An 18341-nucleotide genomic window follows, 5' to 3' on the forward strand; every position below is an offset into this window, starting at 1 on the left:
TTGCGGCCAAGCCTTTTCTTGCTCCCTCAGGGGAGTTCCACGGCGGCTTGGTCGTAGTCGACCGGCTCGGCGAGCCATCCCTCCTTGCGCTTGCGCCAGTAGGTTTCGCGCAAGCGCTCGGCCATGGGGCCGGGCCGGTCATTTCCTAGGATGCGCCCGTCCAGCCGCGTCACCGGGACGATCCCGCCGGCGGTGCCGGTCACGAAGATCTCGTCCGCCTCGCGCAGCTCCGCGACAGGCACCTTCCGCACTTCGCAGGGAATGCCGAGTTCCCGGCACAGGTCGATGGCCGAAAGGCGGCTGATCCCCTCCAGCACGTTCCTGTCCGGCGTGGCGACCACGCCGTTGGTGACGCAGAACACGTTGTAGCCCGGGCCCTCGGTGACGTTGCCCTCAAGGTCGAGGAGGATCGGGTTGTCCGCCCCCTTCTCCTCCGCCTCGAACAGGGCCGCGGTCATGTCCGCCCAGTGGAAGTTCTTGGCCCGCGCGTCGACGCAAACGTCCGGAATGCGCGGCGTCGAGGCGACGATCATGTGCGCGCCGCGCTCGATAACGTCCGGCTTCATCACCCAGACATAGGGAATCGCGAAGGCGGCGATGTAGCTGCGGGCGTTTACCGGATGGTAGCGCTGGTCCGGCCGGGGCCGCCCACGCATGCAGTCCATCGCCACATAAGCCTCCCGCAGTCCGGTCAGGGCCACGAGGCGGTGCAGCATGCGGCGGATGTCGGCGTCGCTCTCGCGCGGGGCGAATCGCATCAGGTCCATGGACGCCCGGAAGCGCCGCAGATGGTCATCGAGCCGGAAGAAGGCGCCGTCCCAGACGCTCACGACGTCATAGGTGACGTCCGATCGCCTGTAGCCCCAATCGGTGATCGGGATCCTGGCGTCCGCGATCGGCATGAAGGCGCCGTCGAGGTAGGCTGCTCCTGCAGACCAGTCCACGGCCTGCGGATGGGGAACCTGCACCGTCATCGCAGAGCCTCCCGGCCCAGCCCGGGGGCGGCTGGTTGCAGGCCTATTTCCCTGCAATCGCGCAGCTTGAGTCAAGCTGATTTGAAGAGCGTAGCGGCGCCCTCCCGGGCATCACGCAGCTTCATCTCGCGGCGCCCCGCGGATCTTGCGGTTTGCGCAGCGCCGACCGGCGTAATTCCATCGCGCGCTCAACTTGCGCCAGCCCGAGAGTTACCATCGCTGCATCAAGCCGGTCAGCGCCCGCTTCCCACTTGGCGCTTCGCAGTGGCCGGAGCGGGCGAGCGGCGAGCGCTCACACTCATCGGTAGCGGCGCGCCTCTCGGGACAATCCGGGAGCGTGTCGCCGATCCAGCTTGCTGAACCCCCTCGCCTCTGATAGCTGGTCGACTAGTCGTCGAAGACTGGGAGAGAAACGATGGCCAGAGGGTTGACCCGCCGCGAGTTCGGCGCGGGCGTGCTTGGGCTCGCAGCATTCACAGGGGCCGGAATGCGCGTGAGCTTCGCTCAAAGCGCCAAATACAAGCTGCGGTACGGGACGGCGTTCCCCGCCGACCATCCGGGCGTGGCGCGGATCCAGGAAGCCGCCAAGGCGATCGCGACAGAGACGAACGGGACCGTGGACCTGCAGGTCTATCCGAACAGCCAACTCGGCAGCGAGCCGGACATGTTCTCCCAGACCCGCTCCGGCGCGCTCGATTTCATGTCCACCTCGGGCGTGAACCAGACGGTCGTGCCGGTCGGCGGCATCAACGCCGTGGCCTTCGCCTTCGAGGACTACAGCAAGGTCTGGGCGGCGATGGACGGCGAGCTCGGCAATCATGTGCGCGAGCAGTTCGGCAAGGCCGGCCTCTACGTCTTCCCGAAGATGCTGGACAACGGCTACCGGAACATCACGTCGAGCGCGAAGCCGGTGAACGGGCCCGAGGACCTGAAGGGCTTCAAGATCCGCGTGCCCGGCAACCAGCTCTGGGTCACCATGTTCAAGGCGCTCGGCGCCGCGCCGACCCCTATCAACTTCGGCGAACTCTACGCCGCCCTGCAGACGCATGTCGTTGACGGCCAGGAGAACCCGCTGGCCCTCATCAGCAGCGCCAAGCTCTACGAAGTGCAGAAATACATCGCGCTCAGCGGGCACATGTGGGACGGCCACCACATCTTCACCAACGGCAAGAAGTGGGCGGCCATGCCGGAGGAGATCAAGGCCGTGATCTCCAAGCGCCTGACCGAGGCGGCGGTCCGCGAGCGGGCCGATATCGTGGCCCTGAACGACAAGCTGGTCGAGACCCTGACAGCCGCCGGCGCGGTGTTCAACAAGCCCGAAAAGAAGCCGTTCCGCGACGTGCTCAGCAGCGCTGGCTACTACACGGAGTGGAAGAGCAAGTTCGGCGAGGAGCCCTGGGCTCTTCTCGAGAAATACGCAGGCAAGCTCTGAAGTTCGCGCGCCGCGGGGCAGCGGTCCCGCGGCGCCGCGCTCGACCTTCCAACTGAACGGACCAGATCATGAAGGCCACGGCTCACGCCGCCGCCGTCGCAGGTGGCCCCGCCATTCAACCGGTCTCCGCCCTTGCGCGGGCGGCGCGGGCGGTTGACCGCGCAGTGACGCACGCCGTCGAGTTCATGGCGGCCTGCGCCCTTGTGGCCGAGGTCGTGATCCTTGGCTGGAGCACGACGGCCCGCTACGTCTTCGGCGATCCGCTGGCCTGGTCCGACGAACTCGCCACGATGGTGTTCCTCTGGCTCGCGATGCTCGGGTCCGTCATTGCGCTCCGCCGTGGCGAGCACATGCGGCTCACAGCCTTCGTGAGGGGGCTCTCCCCCGAAGCCCGGGGCTGGCTCGACGCCATCGGCATGACCCTGGTGTCCTTTGTCCTAATCGCCCTCATTCCGGCCAGCATCGACCGGTTCCACGAGGTGAACGACGGGCTTTCCCCTGTTCTGCAGATCAACGAAGGATACCGCAGCGCAGCCACCATCGCGGGTTGCGTGCTGATGCTGGTCACCGCGCTCACTTCGCTCCTGCGCGTCGCCAACCTGCGCCAGGTAGCGGGCGCGGTCGTCCTCGTGGCGGTCGCGTTGGCCGTGCTGTTGCGCTTCGCCGAGGTCATTGAGGACCTGGGCAACGCCAACCTTCTGATCTTCTTCGTTGGCTTCGTCGCCTTCTCCATCGTCATCGGCATGCCGATCGCCTTCGCGTTCCTGGTGGGGACGGTCGGCTTCATCGCTTTCGCGACCTCGATCCCGACCTCCATCGTGCCGAGCCGGATGGAGGAAGGAATGTCGCACCTCATCCTGCTCGCCGTTCCCCTGTTCATCCTGCTCGGAGCCTTCATCGAGCTCGCCGGCCTGGCCCGGACTATGATCGCCTTCCTGGTCTCGCTGATCGGGCATTTCCGGGGCGGGCTGCAATACGTGCTGCTCGGCGCCATGTACCTCGTCTCGGGCATCTCCGGCGCCAAGGCCGCCGACATGGCGGCGATCGCCCCCACCCTGTTCCCCGAGATGGTGAAGCGCGGCAACCGCGAGGGCGACCTTACCTCCCTGTTGTCCGCGTCCGCGGTGATGTCGGAGACTATCCCGCCGAGCATCGTCCTGATCACGGTCGGGTCTGTGACCGGCGTCTCCATCGCGGCGCTGTTCACCGGTGGCCTGATGCCCGCCGTGGTCGGCATGATCGCGCTGTCTGCGGTCGTGTTCAGGCAGACGCGGTCCGAGGACGTCTCGCAGGCGCCGCGCTTCAGCTGGAAGGAGCGCGGCCGGCTGTTCCTCATCGCCATCCCCGGCCTGGGTCTGCCCATCGTGATCCGCTCGGCCGTGGTCGAGGGCGTCGCCACCGCGACCGAGGTCTCGACCATTGGCATCATCTACACGGTCGTGATCGGCGTGCTGGTCTACCGGCAGTTCGATTGGCGGCGCGTGTACCCGATCCTGGTGGAGACGGCCTCCCTGTCGGGCGCGATCCTGCTCGTGGTCGGCGCGGCCACCGCGATGGCCTGGGCTCTCACGCAGTCCGGCTTCTCCCGCCAGCTTGTCGAACTCATGTCCATCGTGCCGGGCGGCAAGATCGGGTTCCTGCTCATCTCGGCGCTCGCCTTCATCATTCTCGGCAGCGTGCTGGAAGGGGTGCCGGCGATCGTGCTGTTCGGGCCCCTGCTGTTCCCGATCGCCATCGCGATGGGAGTCCATCCCGTCCACTACGCCATCGTGGCGGTGTTCGCGATGGGCTTCGGGCTGTTCACGCCACCCTTTGGGGTGGGCTTCTACCTGGCCTGCGCCATCGGCCGCGTCTCGCCGGACGTCGCCATCAAGTCGGTCTGGCCGCATCTGGCGGCGCTGCTGGTCGCACTCTTGCTCATCACCCTGATCCCGTGGATCTCGATCGGGTTTTTGTGAGGGCTGAGCCATGGCTTACAGAACCGCTTCCACACTGGTCGCCGGCGATCCGGAGCTCCAATCCGTCAGGGGAATCTACGCCCAGCTGCGCGGGGAGATCGTCACGCTTCAGCTGGCGCCAGGCGCCAAGCTTTCCGAAAACGAGCTTGCTGCCCGTTTCGGCACCAGCCGGGCGCCCGTGCGCGAGGCGCTGATCCGCCTGGCCGAGGAAGGGCTGATCACGGTTAGGCCGCAGCGCGGCAGTTTCGTCAGCCGCATCTCGCTGAAAGCCATGGAGCGAGCCCGTTTCACGCGGGAGGCGCTGGAGGTTGCGATCGTTCGCCGTGCAGCGGAAATCGGGATCACCCCGGCATGGCTGAAGCAGTTCGAGAAGGCTCTCGCCGGCCAGCGCGAGGCCGAGGCGGATCCGGCGAGTTTCACGGACTACGACGACCAGTTCCACCGGACTTTCGCGGAGGCGGCCGGCCTCGAGGGAGTGTGGAGCACCATCGAGCGCGAGAAGGCGCAGTTCGATCGCATCCGCTTCCTCAGCCTGCCCCGGGTCACGCCCGTGGACGTCCTGATCGACCAGCACCGGGCGATCCTCGACGCGGTGGTTCACAAGGATCCGGTCGCGGCCGAAGCCATGATGCGACAGCACCTGTCAGAGGTGCTAACGGCCGCGGATCGCATCAAGGCCGAACATCCGGACCTGGTCCAGCCATAAGGCGCCGTCCCCATCATTGGCTCTCTGCGCGTCCCCAAACATTCTCCTCAGGAACCGCCCTCATGGTCGCAATCGCAGTGAAGACGCCCGGCGTGCTCGATCTCTTCGACCCGCCGGCAGGCGCCACGCCCGGGCCCGGCGAGGTGCGCCTCTCCGTCAAGCGAGCCGGCATCTGTGGGTCGGACATCCACATCTTCCACGGCTCGAACCCGTTTGCGAAGTACCCGAGGATCATCGGCCACGAGTTCGCCGGCCGCGTGACGGAGGTCGGGCCCGGAGTAACCGGGATCTCGGTCGGCGACCAGGTCGTGGCCGATCCCGTCGTGTCGTGCGGCGTCTGCTATCCCTGTCGTATCGGACGCTCAAACGTCTGTGGCAACCTCCAGGTGATCGGGGTCCACCGCGACGGCGGCTTCCGGGACGAGGTGGTCCTTCCCTCCGAGAATTGCGTGAAGGCGCCCAGCGAACTGCCCGCGGGCGTGGCCGCCCTGGCCGAGCCCTTCGCCGTGGCCGCCAACGTTTTGGCGCGCACCGGCGTCTCCGCGGAAGACGTCGTGATGATCTACGGCGCCGGCACGGTGGGCCTGACTGTCCTGCAGGTCGCCAAGCTGCATGGCGCGCGCGTCATCATCTCGGACATCGACGACAGCCGGCTGCAGCGCGCGCGCTCGTTCGGGGCGGACGCGACCCTCAACTCGAAGCGCGAGAGCGTGCCCGAGGCGGTCGCGTCTGAAAACGACGGCCTGGGTCCGACCGTGGTGATCGACGGCGCAGGTCTTCCCGCTTTGCTCGAGGAGGCCTGCCGGATCGCGAGTCCGGCCGGGCGTATTGGCCTGCTGGGCTTCTCGCCCGCCCCCTGCAACGTGAGCCAGCAGGAGATCGTGAAAAAGGAGCTGACGCTCGTCGGCTCGCGGCTTAACCGGCGCTTCATCCCGCAGGTCGTGCGCTGGCTCGCCGAGGGACGGTTGCGGCCTGAGGCCATGATCACCCAGGTGTTCCCGGCCAGCCAGGCCCGCGCCGCATTCGAGCTGATCGAAAGCGATCCCAGCAGCACCATCAAGGTCCAGCTCGCGTTCGGCGAGTAGCGGAAGCCAGCCATGCCCAACACTCGATTTCCGCGGCTATCGCCCGCAACCCTGGTGCAGGCGCGCCCGGGCGTGATCCTGCCCGGCTACGACCGCCAGAAGCTGCGCGTCGGCATCGTGCACCTCGGCCTCGGCGCCTTCGTGCGCGCCCACCAGCTGATCTACACGGACGAGGCGCTGGCGCAGGATTTCGGCCCATGGGGTTACGCCGGCGTCAGCCTGCAGCGGCCAGACCAGCGTGACCGCCTTGCTCCCCAGGACGGTCTCTACACGGCCCTGCAGCAGGATGGATCGGGCCTCAGGGCCCGCATCGTCGGCGCCCTCAAGGCCACCCTCGTGGCTCCCGAGAATCCGCAGGCCGTGGTCGGCGTCATGGCTGAACGCGATACGCGCATTGTCAGCCTCACAGTCACGGAGAAAGGTTACTGCCACGATCCGGCGACCGGGCGGCTGGACGAAACCCATCCGGACATCCGCCACGACCTCGAGAACCCCGGCGCCCCACGCACGGCTATCGGCCTGATGGTGGCGGCCATGGAGCGGCGCCGCGCCGCCGGACTGGGCCCCTTCACGGCGCTGTGCTGCGACAACCTCCCGCACAACGGCCGGCTGGTATCCGCCCTCGTGCGTGACTTCGCCGCCCTGCGCGACGACGGGCTCGCGGCATGGATCGAGGCGCACGGCGCCTTTCCGTCCACCATGGTGGACCGCATCGTGCCCGCGACCACGGACGCCGACATCGATGCCGCCGCCGAGGCGACGGGGCTTCACGACGCCGGTCCGGTCACGCATGAGCCCTTCCGGCAATGGGTGATCGAGGACGTGTTCGTCGACGGCGCCCGGCCCCGCTGGGAGCTGGCCGGCGCGCAGATCGTATCGGACGTCGCGCCCTACGAGCACATGAAGCTCAGATTGCTGAACGGCTCGCACTCGGCGCTGGCCTACCTGGGCTATCTGGCCGGCCGTGAAACGATCGTGGACGCGGTGTCCGACCCGGCCCTGCGCGCCTTCGTGGCCGCGCTCTGGCGGGAAGAGATCATCCCGGTCGTCCCTGCCCCTGCAGGCGTCGATCTGCGGGGCTACGCGGACGACCTGCTGGCCCGCTTCTCCAACCCGGCGATCCGCCACCGTACCTGGCAGATAGCGATGGACGGCTCGCAGAAGCTGCCCCAGCGCATCCTGTCCACGATTCGAGACCGCCTCGCCCAGGGGCTGCCGATCCCACGCCTGGCCCTAACCGTCGCGGCCTGGATTCGCTTCGTCGGCGGCGTGGACGAGGCCGGCCGCCCGATCGACGTCCGCGACCCCCTGGCCGCTCGCCTGCGAGACGCGCTCGACGCCGCCGGCGCCGATCCCGCGGCCCGCGTGCAGGCCGTCCTGCGTCAGAAGGCGGTCTTCGGGACGGACCTGCCGCAGTCGCAGCCTTTCATGCGAGCTGTCACGGACGCCTACGCCCGTCTGCTGGCGCACGGCGCCCGGTCGGCCGCCCAGGCGGCGGCCTGAACCGCGCCACCATTTCGAGGAGTTGCCCGATGGAACAGACCTGGCGCTGGTTCGGCCCCGACGACGTTGTCCCCTTGCACGCCATCCGCCAAGCCGGCGCGAGCGGGGTTGTCACAGCCCTCCACCACATCCCCTACGGGGTGGTCTGGACCGTGGAGGAGATCGAGGCCCGCAAGGCCCAGATCGCGGCGGATCCCTCGCTCGGCCTGCGCTGGAGCGTGGTCGAGAGCCTGCCGATTCACGAGCGCATCAAGATCGGAGAGGGCGACCTCACCGAGCTGTTCGACAACTACCGGCAGTCCGTGCGGAACCTCGCGGCCTGCGGGGTGAAGGTGATCTGCTACAACTTCATGCCGGTGCTCGACTGGACCCGCACCGAACTCCACCATCCCCTGCCGGGTGGCGGGACGGCGCTGCGCTTCAACGCGCACGAGTACGCCGCCTTCGACTGCTTCATGCTGGAGCGCCCGGGCGCGCAGGACGAGGTCGCACCGGACGTTCTGGCGCGGGCCAGGGCCTGGTTCGACAGGGCGTCGGAAAGTGACAAGGCCAAGCTGCTGGCGACCATCATGGCTGGCCTCCCCGGCGCTTTCGACCGCTACGACATCCCGGGCCTCCGCCGGCATCTCGCCCGCTACGAGGGCGTCGACCGGAACGCCCTGCGCGAGAACCTCGCGCGCTTCCTGCGTGAAGTGATCCCCACGGCCGAGGAGGTTGGCGTCCGGATGGCGATCCACCCGGACGACCCGCCGCGTTCGCTGATGGGTCTCCCCCGCATCGTGTCCAGCGCCGAGGACCTCGATTACATCACCAAGGCGGTGGACTCAGAGGCGAACGGGATCACGTTCTGCACCGGCTCGCTCGGCGCGGGCCCGCACAATGACCTGCCCGAAATGGCCCGGCGCTTTGCGCCTCGGATTCATTTCGCCCACCTCCGCAACGTGGCGAAGGAGCCCGATGGCTCTTTCATGGAGGCCGACCACCTCGGCGGCGACACGAACATGGTCGCGGTGGTCGAGGCCCTGCTGGACGAGCAGGCCCGCCGCAAGAGCAGCGGCGACGGGCGCTGGCGCATCCCGTTCCGTCCGGATCACGGCCACGAGCTCCTGGACGACAAGGGTAAGGGCAGCTTCCCCGGCTATTCCGCCATTGGGCGGCTCAAGGGCCTGGCCGAGATCCGCGGGGTAATGACCGCCGTGGCGCAGCTCAGGGGTCTGCCGCTCTAAGTTCAGCTGGCCCCGGCAAGCCCTCCCGCTTCCGGGACCCATGCGCCCGCCCGGTTCAGCACCAAGCACCGGGCGGGCGTTCTGCATTGGAACCCGCGACCGCCTAGGCCGGCGATCAGGCGCGGTTGAGCACGCCGGTCAGAGAAACGCCGTCGAGATCTGGGGAACGAAGGCGATCACCAGAAGGCCCACGAAGAGCCACGCCAGGTAGATCCAGATCCGCCGCATGCCGGCGTCCGGCGCCACGTTCCCGATGATGCAGGCTGCGTAGTAGCAAAGTCCGAAAGGGGGAGCGAAGAGGCCGATTCCCATGGCGAGGATGATCACCATGCTGAAATGGACCTCGTTGATCCCGAACTGCCGGGCGACCGGGAACAGCAATGGGCCGAACAGCACGATCGCCGGTATGCCTTCGAGCACGCTGCCCAACACGATGAAGGCCACCACCGACACCAGCAGGAAGCCGTAGGCGCCGCCGGGCACCTGCGCCATCAGGCCGGCCAGGTCGCGCGAGAAACCGGACTGCGCCAAGGCCCAGGCCATGGCGGAAGCCGATCCCACGATGAACAGGATCGCGCCGGACAGGCACGCCGTCTGGACCAGCATCGGAAGCACGCCGCGCCAGGTCAGTCCGCCGCGATAGATCACGAGGCCCGCGAGGACGCAGTACGCGATGCCCAGCGTGGACACCTCCGTGGCCGTCGCGAAGCCTTCCACCACCGCGCTGCGGATCAGGAAGGGCAGCACGAGGGCCGGGATCGCGACCCAGAGCGCCTTGGCCATGGTCGCGAAGGAGGCGCGCTCAGCGGTCCCGAGATCGCCGTCCCGGCCGGCGCGGTAGCGCGCCACGATCCCAAGCACCAGCGCCAGCACCAGCCCGGGCAGAATGCCCGCCGTGAACAGGGAGGCGATCGATATGCCCGTCACCGACGCGATGGCGATCAGGACGATCGATGGCGGAATGGTCTCGCTCATGGCGCCCGAAGCCGCCAGCAGCGACACGAGCTCACCGTCCTGCATCCCGCGCTTCCGCATTTCCGGGAACAGCACAGGGGCGACCGCCGCCATGTCAGCCGTCTTTGATCCGGAGATGCCGGAGACCAGCAGCATGGCGCCGAGGAGCACGTACGACATCCCGCCCCGGACATGTCCCAGCACTGAGGCCAGGAACGCCACCATCACCCGCGCCATCCCGGTCGCTTCGACGAGTTGACCGAGCAGGACGAAAAGGGGAACGGCGAGGAGGATGAGCGAACTCATCCCCTCGTCCATGCGCCCCACCACGACCAGCAGCGGCGTCCGCGTCGTGAACGACAGGTAAGCGACCGTGGCGAGGCAGAACGAGAAAGCGATGGGAACGCCGGCCATCACCGCGAGGCTGAGCAGCCCTATGAAGAAGATCAGCAGGTTGTAGTTGCCCAACTGCCTGAGAACCGGCGCCGCGAGATAGAGCGCGACGCCAAGAACGGCGAAGACGACGAGCGCCGACGCGAGATCGCGCAACGAACCTCGCAGCAGGCTCAACAAGGCGCTGGCCAGGGCGACCGCGCACCCGACCGGAATTGCTGCGGCCCGGATCGATCCGGACCACCCCAGCGCGGGCGTCTCCACGAACGACTGGTCGTCCATGTAGTCCCACGCAGGACGCAGCACGACGGCGAGCAGCAGGGCCGCGCCGCCCACCGCCAGGGTAGAGGCCCAGGCCTGGGCCCGCGGGCTGAGCTGGGAAACGAAGAAGGTCAGCCGCATGTGGCCGGACCTCTGCACAGCGACGGCGCTGCCGAGCATCGCCAGCCACAGGAAGAGCGTGGAGGCGAGTTCGTCCGTCCAGACGATGGGCGAATGAAAAACGCCTCGGGCCACGATGCCGACGAGCAGGATGATCACTTCGGCCACCACGGCGGCGGCGGCCGGAATTTCGACCACGAGGCGGAGCCACTGCTGCGCCGAGGCGAGCCATCCGGCCCGCGTCACGCCCCCGACCTCGTGACCGTGCAGGTTCCCGGCGACCGCGCTCATGCCATCGCCCCGACCACGCTTTCGAGCGCCTTCCAGTTGTCCTCGCCGAACTTGCCGCGCCACTCCGAGTAAAAGCCCGAGGCGCTGAGCGCCTTGCGGAAGGCGTCCTTGTCGGCCTTCTCGAACGTGATGCCCTTTGCCGAGAGCTGGTCCTTGAGAGTCGCGTTCAGCTTGAGCGTATCCTCGCGCTGCTCCTGGGCCGCACGGTCGAACTCCTTCCGCACGAGCGCCTGCAGATCCTCCGGCAGGGCCGCCATGGAGCGCCGGTTGCCGAGGATATAGAAGGGATCCCAAATGTGGTTGGTCTCGGCGATATACTTCTGCACCTCGTAGATCTTGCCCGCCTCGATCGTGACCAGGCCATTTTCCTCGCCATCGACCAGATGCGTCTGCAGCGCGGTATAAAGCTCGTTGAAATTGATCGACGTGGGGCTTGCCCCCAGGGACTTGAACAGCGACGTGAAGATGGGCGAGACGGGAACGCGGATGCGATAGCCCTGCAGGTCACCCGGGTTCCGGATCGGCTTTGTGAACGAGGAGATCTGGCGGAAGGTGTTGTCCGCAGGCCGCGCCACCACGAGCGCGCCGGTCTTCTCGATCTGCTTCGCGATGCGCTGGCCGAGGTCGCCATCCATGGCGCGCCAGACCTGGTCATAGTCGGAGAACGCGAATCCCACATTGGCGATGCCCGCCAGGGGCGCCACGGTCGACAGCACAGACCCCGCGATGTTGAGGAAGTCGACGCCGCCGCTGCGGATCTGGGTGAGCAGGTCGGTGTCGGAGCCGAGTTGCGAGGCTGGGAAGAAGCCGATCTCGACGCGGCCGCCGCTCGCCTGCTTGATGCGCCCGATCGCCTCGTTCAGGCGCGTGTTGATGGGCTGCGTCAGCGATTGACCGGTCGCCAGCTTGTAGGAGAACTCCGCCGCGCGCGCCGGGCGGGTGCGGATCGCGACCAGCGGCGCCGCCGCGGCGCCGGCCAAAATCGCCCTCCTGGACAGCACGGGGCCAAGCTGGGGCTTCTTTGCATCGTCAGACATCGGGCTTCCTCCTTGGATTGGCGCTGCGGCCCGTCTCGAGCGGACCTGCGGCTGTGTCCCCCGGCACGCGCCCCATGGGCTGCGTGCGAAACGTTGCGACCTCTCTGATCGGAGGTCCTTCGGCGCTCGCCCTTGACGAGCGACGTTGGCCGAAGCGTAGAGGGCTAGCTGAGCCGCACAATTCAGTTATATTCGCCGGATCTTTAGCTGCCCTAAAAGATGGTTGCGATGCAGATCCCGTTCCGGTCGATCGTCGTCTTCCACGCCGTGGCGCGGGCGGGCAGCATCACCCGGGCCGCCGAGGAGCTTCGGGTCACCCCATCCGCCGTCAGCCAGCAGATCCAAGCCCTGGAACTGCACCTGGGAACAGCCCTCACCCTGAAGGTCGGCCGCAACATCACCCTGACGGAAGCCGGCGAGCGCTATTTCCAGATGATCGGCCGCGAGGTCGAACACATCGCCGACGTCACGCAGCATGTGCGCGGCGTTCGCACGGCGACGACGCTCACGGTGCGGGCCGCCCCCAGCGTCTCGACCAAGTGGCTGCTGCCCCGGCTCGGCAGCTTCATTGAAGCGCATCCGGACATCGAGCTCCGCTTGGACGCCACCAACGAACCCACGGATTTCAGCAAGGAGAACATCGACATCGACCTGCGCCATGGCGAGGGCGGTTGGCCAGGACTGTTCGTTGAAAGCCTTGGGGCCGAGCGCTTTCGGCCGGTCTGCTCCCCTGCCATCGCCAGCCCCGGCAGCCTGGGGCCGGAGGATCTGCTGGACCGACTCCTGATCCACTCGGTGAAATCGCAGATGCAGTGGCCCCGCTGGTTTGCGGAGGTGGGCCTGGACCCGGCGCGGCGCTGGCGACGCGTCCTGTTCGATCGCAGCCACATGGCGATCGACGCCGCCCGCAGCGGAATCGGGATCGCGTTGGAAAGCGAGTTGCTGGCGTGGCAGGAACTGGCCGAGGGGTCCCTGATATGCCCGGTCGCGAACCCGCCGGCGTTGGCGATGGCCACCCAATGGATTGTCTGCCCGCACGGGCACCTGCGCCATCGCAAGACGCGCGCCTTTCTCGAGTGGCTGCGGAAGGAGCGCGACAGCTGGGCCGCGTCGTCCCTGACCTTTTAGGCGATCTAAAGCATAGGCGCGCTCAATCTGAATTGCCCTCGAGCGGAGCCCTTTCTAACCTTCGCCCACGGCGTCGCGGGCTGGCCAACCGGCCCGCGGGTCGAGGAGGAAGCGCGGTCAAGCATCGGTCCAGGCAGCCAGAGACGGCGCACCCGCCGACGGGCGGGCGAAAACGGTCCGGCTTCCGCGCGCAGGCGCCCAAAGGAGAGGTCATGAATCTTCATCGCATGCTGCTGGAGCGGAAAGCGGCCGGCAAGCCCATCACGATCGGCCTCATCGGCGCCGGCAAATTCGGCACGATGTTCCTGTCGCAGGTCCGTTCCACGGACGGCATGCACCTGGTCGGGGTCGCGGACCTGAACACCGCGCGCGCCCGCTCGCAGCTGGCGACGGCCTGCTGGCCCGCCGAGCAGTACGCCGCCGCGTCCATCGACGACGCGCTTCGCTTCGGCAGTTCCGTGGTGACCGACGACGCCGAGTCCCTCATCCGGCACCCCGGGATCGAGGTGATCATCGAGGCGACGGGCGATCCCGGCGCCGGCATTCGGTTCGCGCTTGGCGCCATCGAGAACGGCAAGCACATCGTCATGGTCAATGTCGAGGCCGACGCAGTGGCGGGGCCGCTTCTGGCGCGCAAGGCCCGGCAGGCGGGGGTCGTCTACTCCCTGGCCTGGGGCGACCAGCCGGCCCTGATCGCCGATCACGTGGACTGGGCGAGGGCCGCGGGCTTCAAGGTCGTAGCCGCCGGCAAGGGCACGCGATACCACCCCACCTACCACCGCTCGACCCCCGACACGGTCTGGGACATCCTGGACAAGTACATGAAGATCCGGGATCGAAACTCGATCAACCCGAAGATGTTCAACTCCTTCGTCGACGGGACGAAGTCCGGGATCGAGATGACCGCCGTCTGCAACGCGACGGGCCTGCATGCGCAGTCCGAGGGCCTGTCCTTCCCACCCGCCACCCGCTTCGAGCACGCGGAAATCTGCAAACCCAAGTCCGACGGCGGCGTGCTGGAGAGGGCCGGGGTGACCGAGGTCACTTCCTCCGTCTACCGCGACGGCACGGACGTGCCGCACAGCCTCGTGATGGGCACCTATGTCGTGTTCGAGAGCGACAGCGCCTACTCGGAAGAATGCTTCCGGGAATACAGCATGCTGCCGGACAAGACCGGCAAATACGCGTGCCTCTACCGCCCCATCCACATGATCGGGCTTGAGCTCGGCATTTCGGTCGCGTCCGCCGCCCTGCGGAAGGAGCCTACCGGCGCGCCCATCACCTTCAACTCGGACGTGGTCGCCACCGCCAAGCGTAATCTGTCCCGCGGAGAGATCCTTGATGGCGAGGGCGGCTTCTGCGTCTGGGGCAAACAGACCCCTGCGAAAGCCTCGCTCGAGCATGGTTACCTGCCGCTCGGCCTCGCCCACAACGTGAAGCTGAAGCACGAAATCCAGGAGGGCCAGCGTATCCGCTGGGAGGACGTGGAATACGACCGCGACAGCCTCGCCGTGCGGATTCGCCGCGAAATGGAGGACCTTTTCAGGCCAAGCGCCGCCTGACAGGATGGTCATAACTCCCGTCGCAGGCGGGATTAGCGCGGTGAGAGCGGCGGCCGGAACGAGATCTGCCGCCGCTCTTGTCATGTTCGGATTGCTTCTGAAGCCGACAAGCGACCGCAGAAGCCGGGCGAACGCCACCAGCGACTGCGGGGCTTTTCTCGTCTGTCGGCGAATGCAGCGCAATGATACCGCTAGGCGAGATCCGGAACGGGATCAGGCAGGGAGGGGAAAATGCTGCTCAAGGACAAGACCGCCGTCATTTCCGGGGCCGCGAGCAAGAGGGGCATCGGGCGCGCGACGGCGCGGCTGTTCGCTGAGCATGGCGCCCGCGTGGCCATCCTCGACCTGGACGCCGAGGGGGCAGCTGGGGCGGCGGCGGAACTCGGGCCGGGCCATGTCGGCTTCGGCTGCGACGTCGCGGATCTCGCGAGTTGCCGTCAGGCCGCCGAGCAGGTCATCGCCGCCCTCGGGAGGGCCGACATCCTCATCAACAACGCCGGCGTCACCCAGCCCCTGAAGGTGATGGACGTGCGTCCCGAGGACTGGGAGGTCGTCGTCGACGTTAACCTCACGGGTGTTCTCTACCTCAGCCAGGCCTTCATTCCCCACATGCGGAGCCGCCGGCAAGGATCGATCGCCTGCATGTCCTCGGTCTCGGCTCAGCGCGGCGGCGGCATCTTCGGCGGGCCTCACTACTCGGCGGCGAAGGCCGGCGTCCTTGGCCTCGCCAAGGCCATGGCTCGTGAGCTTGGCCCCGACGGCATCCGCGTCAACAGCGTCACGCCCGGCCTGATCCAGACGGACATCACCGGCGACAAGCTGACGCCCGAGATGAAGGCCGACATCATCAAGGGGATCCCGCTGAACCGGCTGGGCGAAGCCCGGGACGTGGCCAACATCTACCTGTTCCTGGCCTCCGACCTCTCCGCCTACGTCACCGGCGCCGTCCTCGACGTGAACGGCGGCATGCTCATCCACTGATACCCCGACCACAGGAGCCGACCATGACCACGGCCGAGCCGCCGCGGGCGAACGCGCCCAGCATCGCCGAGCGCGCCTATCGCATTCGCCGCCACGCGGTGCGCATGGGCGAGGTGCAGGGCCAAGGCTATATCGCCCAGGCCCTCGACATCGCCGACGTCCTGGCCACCGCCTATTTTCACGCGATGAACTACCGTCCGGAGGATCCCGCCTGGGAGGGCCGCGACCGCTTCCTGCTGTCGAACGGCCACTACGCCATCGCGCTGTACGCCGCCCTGATCGAGGCCGGCGTCATCCCCGAGGCGGAGATCGAGACCTACGGCTTCGACGACAGCCGGCTGCCCATGTCCGGCATGGCCCAGTACACGCCCGGCATGGAGATGTCGGGCGGCTCGCTGGGCCTCGGCCTCTCGATCGCCGTGGGCATGGCGCTCGGCCTGAAGCGCAAGCAGTCCTCCGCACGCGTTTTCGTACTGTTCTCCGACGGCGAACTCGACGAGGGCTCCAAGTGGGAGGCCATGATGTCGGCCGCGCACTACAGGCTCGACAACATCGTCGCCATCGTGGACGTGAACAACCAGCAGGCGGACGGCGCGTCGTCGGAGGTGATGGCGTTCGAGCCGCTGTCCGACAAGGTCCGCGCCTTCGGCTGGCACGTGCAGCGCATCGACGGCAACGACGTGGACGCCGTGGTCGCCGCTTTCGACGCGGCCAGGGACGATGCGGAGCCGCGTCCCAAGATGATCATCGCCGACACCCTCATGGGCAAGGGCGTGCCCTTCCTCGAGGCGCGCGAGAAGAACCACTTCATCCGCGTTGAAGCCGATGAATGGCGGCTTGCGCTGCAGGCTCTGGATGCCGGGAGGCCCGCATGACGTCCAACTCGAACGTCCCCGCCGCCAAGCCGCGGCTCACCACCTCGGCCATGATCGCCTCGATCGCCGCGGAAGGGCAGAGGACCAGGCTCGCCCCCTTCGGGCACGCCCTCGTAGAAGTGGCGAAGAAGCGGCCGGACATCATCGGGATGACCGCCGACCTCGGGAAATACACCGACCTGCACATCTTCAAGGCGGCCTTCCCGGACCGCACCTACCAGATGGGCATGGCCGAGCAGCTTCTGTTTGGCGCAGCCTCCGGGCTCGCCGCAGAGGGGTTCACGCCCTTCGCGACGACATACGCGGTGTTCGCGTCCCGTCGCGCGTACGACTTCATCCACCAGACGATCGCGGAAGAGAACCGCAACGTGAAGATCGCCTGCGCGCTGCCCGGCCTGACCTCGGGCTACGGGCCGAGCCACCAGGCCACGGAAGACCTCGCGCTCTTCCGCGCCATGCCGAACATGACCGTCATCGACCCTTGCGACGCGCATGAGATCGAGCAGGTCGTCCCGGCGATGGCCGCCCACAACGGGCCGGTCTACATGCGCCTTCTCCGCGGCCAGGTGCCGCTCGTGCTCGACGAGTACGGCTACCAGTTCGAGTTGGGAAAGGCCAAGACGGTCCGGGACGGGCGGGACGTGCTCATCATCTCCACCGGGCTGATGACGATGCGGGCGCTGGAAGCGGCCAAGCTGCTGGCCAACGACCGTGTCGACGCCGCCGTGCTCCACGTGCCCACCATCAAGCCGCTCGACACGGAAACGATACTCCGCGAGGCGGGAAAAGGTGGCCGCCTGGTCGTCGTGGCCGAGAACCACACGGTGGTCGGCGGCCTGGGCGAGGCGGTCGCGTCGGTCCTGCTCCAGGCCGGCGTGCATCCAAAGTACCGGCACATCGGCTTGCCCGATGAGTTCCTGCACGCCGGCGCGCTGCCGACCCTGCATGATCGCTACGGCATCTCGGCGACGGCTGTCAGCAGCCGCATCAAGGCCTGGCTGTAAGGCGCAGAGCCACAATGTCGCTGGTGAGCCTCACCCTTTCGTGAGGGCTCGTGGATTGCAGCCTCGGGACGGGCGTGCTTCATTGCCGCCGCCGTGCACAGGAAACCCATGCAGCCTTCGGCAGGCATCCTCCCCATCGAAGGTCGTCGGCTTCTCAGCGCCGCCCTAGCGATGCTCTGCGCGGTCTTCCTGGCGTTGGCCTCACTGCATGGCTCTGGAGCGGCGAGTGCGCCCGAGGCCAGCCTCACGGTGTTGCGGCCCGTCTCCAACGGGGCCCAGACGAATCCGAATTGCCTCAGGAAGATGCTTGCGGGCCAACCCACGACCTGCGCACCGGGCTTCGCCTTCGCTCCCGCTGACAGGGTGGGTCGCCTGACCTCGCCCGAGCGGGAAGCGGTCCGGATCGGGCCGCCCCGGGACCTCACGCTCTCCCTCCAGTGCGGCGCAAGCCCGCCGCGCCGTCCGCCTCGGCAGGTCGCCTGACCGCGCGCGTTCGCGCGCCGCTGATTCAGGTTTCTGTCGAGGAGTTCAGAATGTTTCGAGCCATCCGGCGCGCAGGCCCAAGCCTGCGGCGCCCCGCTCTGCTTGCCGCCGCCTGTGTGGGACTCGCAGCTTGCAACACCACGCCCCCCGTTGGCCCCATNCGCCTGTGTGGGACTCGCAGCTTGCAACACCACGCCCCCCGTTGGCCCCATCGTCACCGCCTTGCGATCCGACGATAGCGGGTCCACCCGATCCATTCAGGCGGACGGAGCGAGGGAGAACACGGGTCTCGACCCCAAATACGTCCGCCAGCGCGTGCGCTATGCGACGAGCCAGCCGCCCGGGACGATCGTCGTCGATCCCGACGC

The 18341-nt window shown here is 67.6% G+C and carries 14 protein-coding genes; 11 read left to right on the forward strand and 3 right to left on the reverse strand.

Going from position 1 to position 18341, the window contains the following annotated elements:
• Nucleotides 1–26 precede the first annotated feature (26 nt).
• Nucleotides 27–974, reverse strand: a complete 948-nt coding sequence (locus tag SLNSH_RS15430) for an aminotransferase class IV (protein ID WP_106337897.1) — start codon at nt 972–974, stop codon at nt 27–29.
• Nucleotides 975–1389: 415 nt separating this feature from the next.
• Here SLNSH_RS15430 and SLNSH_RS15435 point away from each other — a divergent pair, with 415 nt between their 5' ends.
• The 6 genes from SLNSH_RS15435 to uxuA all read left to right on the forward strand — a co-directional run bounded on the left by SLNSH_RS15435 (nt 1390) and on the right by uxuA (nt 8884).
• Nucleotides 1390–2406 (forward strand): TRAP transporter substrate-binding protein, encoded by a 1017-nt coding sequence (locus SLNSH_RS15435; protein ID WP_106337898.1) that lies wholly within the window; start codon nt 1390–1392, stop codon nt 2404–2406.
• A 68-nt stretch (nt 2407–2474) separates the two neighbouring features.
• Nucleotides 2475–4364 carry a TRAP transporter large permease gene (locus tag SLNSH_RS15440; RefSeq protein ID WP_106337899.1) on the forward strand — a complete coding sequence of 630 codons (1890 nt, stop codon included), beginning with the start codon at nt 2475–2477 and terminating at the stop codon, nt 4362–4364.
• 10 nt (nt 4365–4374) lie between these two features.
• Nucleotides 4375–5070 carry a GntR family transcriptional regulator gene (locus tag SLNSH_RS15445; protein WP_106337900.1) on the forward strand — a complete coding sequence of 232 codons (696 nt, stop codon included), beginning with the start codon at nt 4375–4377 and terminating at the stop codon, nt 5068–5070.
• A 62-nt stretch (nt 5071–5132) separates the two neighbouring features.
• Complete coding sequence (locus SLNSH_RS15450) at nt 5133–6155, forward strand: Zn-dependent oxidoreductase (protein WP_106337901.1); 1023 nt, start codon at nt 5133–5135, stop codon at nt 6153–6155.
• Between the two features lie 12 nt (nt 6156–6167).
• Complete coding sequence (locus SLNSH_RS15455) at nt 6168–7658, forward strand: mannitol dehydrogenase family protein (RefSeq protein ID WP_106337902.1); 1491 nt, start codon at nt 6168–6170, stop codon at nt 7656–7658.
• 29 nt (nt 7659–7687) lie between these two features.
• Nucleotides 7688–8884, forward strand: a complete 1197-nt coding sequence (uxuA, locus tag SLNSH_RS15460) for a mannonate dehydratase (RefSeq protein WP_106337903.1) — start codon at nt 7688–7690, stop codon at nt 8882–8884.
• 138 nt (nt 8885–9022) lie between these two features.
• On the opposite strand, the gene SLNSH_RS15465 is transcribed toward uxuA, so the two are convergent.
• Both SLNSH_RS15465 and SLNSH_RS15470 read right to left on the reverse strand, forming a co-directional pair.
• A complete protein-coding gene (locus SLNSH_RS15465; RefSeq protein ID WP_106337904.1) occupies nt 9023–10903 on the reverse strand; it encodes a TRAP transporter large permease in 1881 nt (626 codons plus the stop codon).
• Nucleotides 10900–11940, reverse strand: a complete 1041-nt coding sequence (locus SLNSH_RS15470) for a TRAP transporter substrate-binding protein (protein ID WP_106337905.1) — start codon at nt 11938–11940, stop codon at nt 10900–10902. Before SLNSH_RS15470 ends, SLNSH_RS15465 begins: the two co-directional genes overlap by 4 nt.
• A 228-nt stretch (nt 11941–12168) precedes the next feature.
• On the opposite strand from SLNSH_RS15470, the gene SLNSH_RS15475 reads away from it, so the two are divergent.
• The 5 genes from SLNSH_RS15475 (at nt 12169) to SLNSH_RS15495 (ending at nt 17490) form a co-directional block, all read left to right on the forward strand.
• The gene (locus SLNSH_RS15475) at nt 12169–13068 is read left to right on the forward strand and encodes a LysR substrate-binding domain-containing protein (RefSeq protein WP_106337906.1); all 900 of its coding nucleotides are present in this window, start codon (nt 12169–12171) and stop codon (nt 13066–13068) included.
• Nucleotides 13069–13280: 212 nt separating this feature from the next.
• The gene (locus SLNSH_RS15480; RefSeq protein WP_106337907.1) at nt 13281–14630 is read left to right on the forward strand and encodes an NAD(P)H-dependent oxidoreductase; all 1350 of its coding nucleotides are present in this window, start codon (nt 13281–13283) and stop codon (nt 14628–14630) included.
• Nucleotides 14631–14861: 231 nt separating this feature from the next.
• Nucleotides 14862–15611: an SDR family NAD(P)-dependent oxidoreductase gene (locus SLNSH_RS15485; RefSeq protein WP_106337908.1), complete on the forward strand. Its 750-nt coding sequence runs from the start codon at nt 14862–14864 to the stop codon at nt 15609–15611.
• Between the two features lie 23 nt (nt 15612–15634).
• A complete protein-coding gene (locus SLNSH_RS15490) occupies nt 15635–16486 on the forward strand; it encodes a transketolase (RefSeq protein ID WP_106337909.1) in 852 nt (283 codons plus the stop codon).
• Nucleotides 16483–17490, forward strand: a complete 1008-nt coding sequence (locus SLNSH_RS15495) for a transketolase family protein (RefSeq protein ID WP_245422368.1) — start codon at nt 16483–16485, stop codon at nt 17488–17490. Before SLNSH_RS15490 ends, SLNSH_RS15495 begins: the two co-directional genes overlap by 4 nt.
• The last annotated feature ends 851 nt before the right edge of the window (nt 17491–18341 follow it).

The organism is Alsobacter soli, from assembly GCF_003004785.1.
GTDB lineage: Bacteria > Pseudomonadota > Alphaproteobacteria > Rhizobiales > Beijerinckiaceae > Alsobacter > Alsobacter soli.

Bases quoted from the DNA above. Each gene is read 5' to 3' on its own strand.
- SLNSH_RS15430 (WP_106337897.1), bottom strand. From the start codon at position 974: ATGACGGTGCAGGTTCCCCATCCGCAGGCCGTGGACTGGTCTGCAGGA.
- SLNSH_RS15450 (WP_106337901.1), top strand. From the start codon at position 5,133: ATGGTCGCAATCGCAGTGAAGACGCCCGGCGTGCTCGATCTCTTCGAC.
- SLNSH_RS15435 (WP_106337898.1), top strand. From the start codon at position 1,390: ATGGCCAGAGGGTTGACCCGCCGCGAGTTCGGCGCGGGCGTGCTTGGG.
- uxuA (WP_106337903.1), top strand. From the start codon at position 7,688: ATGGAACAGACCTGGCGCTGGTTCGGCCCCGACGACGTTGTCCCCTTG.
- SLNSH_RS15465 (WP_106337904.1), bottom strand. From the start codon at position 10,903: ATGAGCGCGGTCGCCGGGAACCTGCACGGTCACGAGGTCGGGGGCGTG.
- SLNSH_RS15495 (WP_245422368.1), top strand. From the start codon at position 16,483: ATGACGTCCAACTCGAACGTCCCCGCCGCCAAGCCGCGGCTCACCACC.
- SLNSH_RS15455 (WP_106337902.1), top strand. From the start codon at position 6,168: ATGCCCAACACTCGATTTCCGCGGCTATCGCCCGCAACCCTGGTGCAG.
- SLNSH_RS15470 (WP_106337905.1), bottom strand. From the start codon at position 11,940: ATGTCTGACGATGCAAAGAAGCCCCAGCTTGGCCCCGTGCTGTCCAGG.
- SLNSH_RS15490 (WP_106337909.1), top strand. From the start codon at position 15,635: ATGACCACGGCCGAGCCGCCGCGGGCGAACGCGCCCAGCATCGCCGAG.
- SLNSH_RS15445 (WP_106337900.1), top strand. From the start codon at position 4,375: ATGGCTTACAGAACCGCTTCCACACTGGTCGCCGGCGATCCGGAGCTC.
- SLNSH_RS15485 (WP_106337908.1), top strand. From the start codon at position 14,862: ATGCTGCTCAAGGACAAGACCGCCGTCATTTCCGGGGCCGCGAGCAAG.
- SLNSH_RS15475 (WP_106337906.1), top strand. From the start codon at position 12,169: ATGCAGATCCCGTTCCGGTCGATCGTCGTCTTCCACGCCGTGGCGCGG.
- SLNSH_RS15480 (WP_106337907.1), top strand. From the start codon at position 13,281: ATGAATCTTCATCGCATGCTGCTGGAGCGGAAAGCGGCCGGCAAGCCC.
- SLNSH_RS15440 (WP_106337899.1), top strand. From the start codon at position 2,475: ATGAAGGCCACGGCTCACGCCGCCGCCGTCGCAGGTGGCCCCGCCATT.